Annotated in this window: 1 protein-coding gene and 1 pseudogene; both read left to right on the plus strand. The window is 67.9% G+C overall.

Annotated elements, in window-relative coordinates; translation table 11 throughout:
• Positions 1-278 (plus strand): annotated as a pseudogene (locus FKP22_RS30380) (hypothetical protein); the annotation flags it as partial.
• Positions 275-1,156, plus strand: coding sequence for an EamA family transporter RarD (gene rarD / locus FKP22_RS30385; protein ID WP_141291927.1), 882 nt, complete (start codon positions 275-277; stop codon positions 1,154-1,156). The pseudogene FKP22_RS30380 and the gene rarD, both read left to right, overlap by 4 nt.
• The last annotated feature ends 251 nt before the right edge of the window (positions 1,157-1,407 follow it).

The raw sequence follows: 1,407 nt of genomic DNA on the forward strand, positions 1-1,407 counted from the left end.
GGCGCCGGCGCAGCATGCGGAATGGATGCACACGCTGCAAGAGCCGGCTGTGGCTGCATGCGCTGGACCTGACACTGCCGCACCCGGCAACCGGCCAGCCGCCGGCCTTGCACGCGCCGCCCGATGCGGCCTGGCAGGCGCTGTTCGCACAAGGCGAGTGGCAGTGGGACGAAGGCTCGGAGGCAGTGCGTGCCATGGGGGCCATGGGGGCCATGAGGGGATTGCAGGCTGGGGACAATCGCCAACCCGGCGACCTGCCCAACCCGAGCGCTCCATGAATCCTGGTGTCTACGCCGCCGGCCTGGCCTACGTCTGCTGGGGCCTGTTCCCGCTGTACTTCCACCGCCTGTCACAGATCAGCGCCGTCGAGCTGATCTTCCACCGTTCGGTCTGGGCCTTGCTGTGCCTGGTGCTGGTGCTCAGCGCGCGGCGCCAGTGGGGCTGGCTGAGGCCGGCCATGCGCTCCCCGCGCACGGTCGCAACCTACGCGGCCAGCGCCTTCCTGCTGTCCATCAACTGGGTGCTGTACGTCTGGTCGGTGCACAACGGCCATGTGGTCGAGGCAGCGCTGGGCTATTTCATCAACCCGCTGTTCAACGTGCTGCTGGGCGTGCTGGTGCTGCACGAACGGCCGCGACGCCTGCAATGGGCCGCGTTGGCGGTGGCCGCTGCAGGCGTCCTCTGGCTAGGCGCGGTAGCCGGCTCACCGCCGTGGATCGCGCTGGGCTTGGCCGCCAGCTTCGGCGCCTACGGCCTGCTGAAAAAGACCGCGTCGCTCGGTGCGCTCGAAGGGCTGACGACCGAGACCCTGCTGATGGCCCCGGTCGCCATCCCTGCCCTGCTGTGGCTGGGCACGCACGGCGGCGACACCGCGCAGGCCGACGCCGCCACCTGGGTCTGGCTGCTGCTGGCGGGCCCCATCACCGCCGCGCCGCTGCTGCTCTTCGCCTACGGCGCGCAGCGCGTCTCAATGGCCACGCTTGGCCTGCTGCAATACATCAGCCCCAGCCTGCAGTTCCTGCTCGGCGTGCTGATCTTCCGCGAACCCATGCAACCGGCCCGCCTGATCGGCTTTGCGCTGATCTGGGTCGCGTTGATGCTGTACAGCGCCGAGACGCTTTGGCAGCGGCGGCAGTTGCGGCTGCAAACGGTCTGAGACGGGATGTCGGTTTTCAATCAAGGCTGGACTCTTTCACTCAAGCCTGAACTCGACACCCTAGCCTCAGCACAAAGCGCAGCGCCCAAGTTTGCCCGCGCCCTCACTGACGGAACGCGTTGCAGCGATGCTTGCCGCCGACTTCTCGCGCTTCGGTACGCTACCGGCCACCGTACCCGGCCGTCAGAAAACGGCTGCTGTCCGGTTGCTCGTGAGTCGGCTGCAATTCAACCGCTCATCGTGCAGCGAGC

It is taken from the genome of Ideonella azotifigens (assembly GCF_006519715.1).
Classification (GTDB): Bacteria; Pseudomonadota; Gammaproteobacteria; order Burkholderiales; family Burkholderiaceae_C; genus Ideonella; species Ideonella azotifigens.

Excerpts from the sequence above, each read along its gene's own strand:
- rarD (WP_141291927.1), top strand. The coding sequence starts at position 275 with ATGAATCCTGGTGTCTACGCCGCCGGCCTGGCCTACGTCTGCTGGGGC.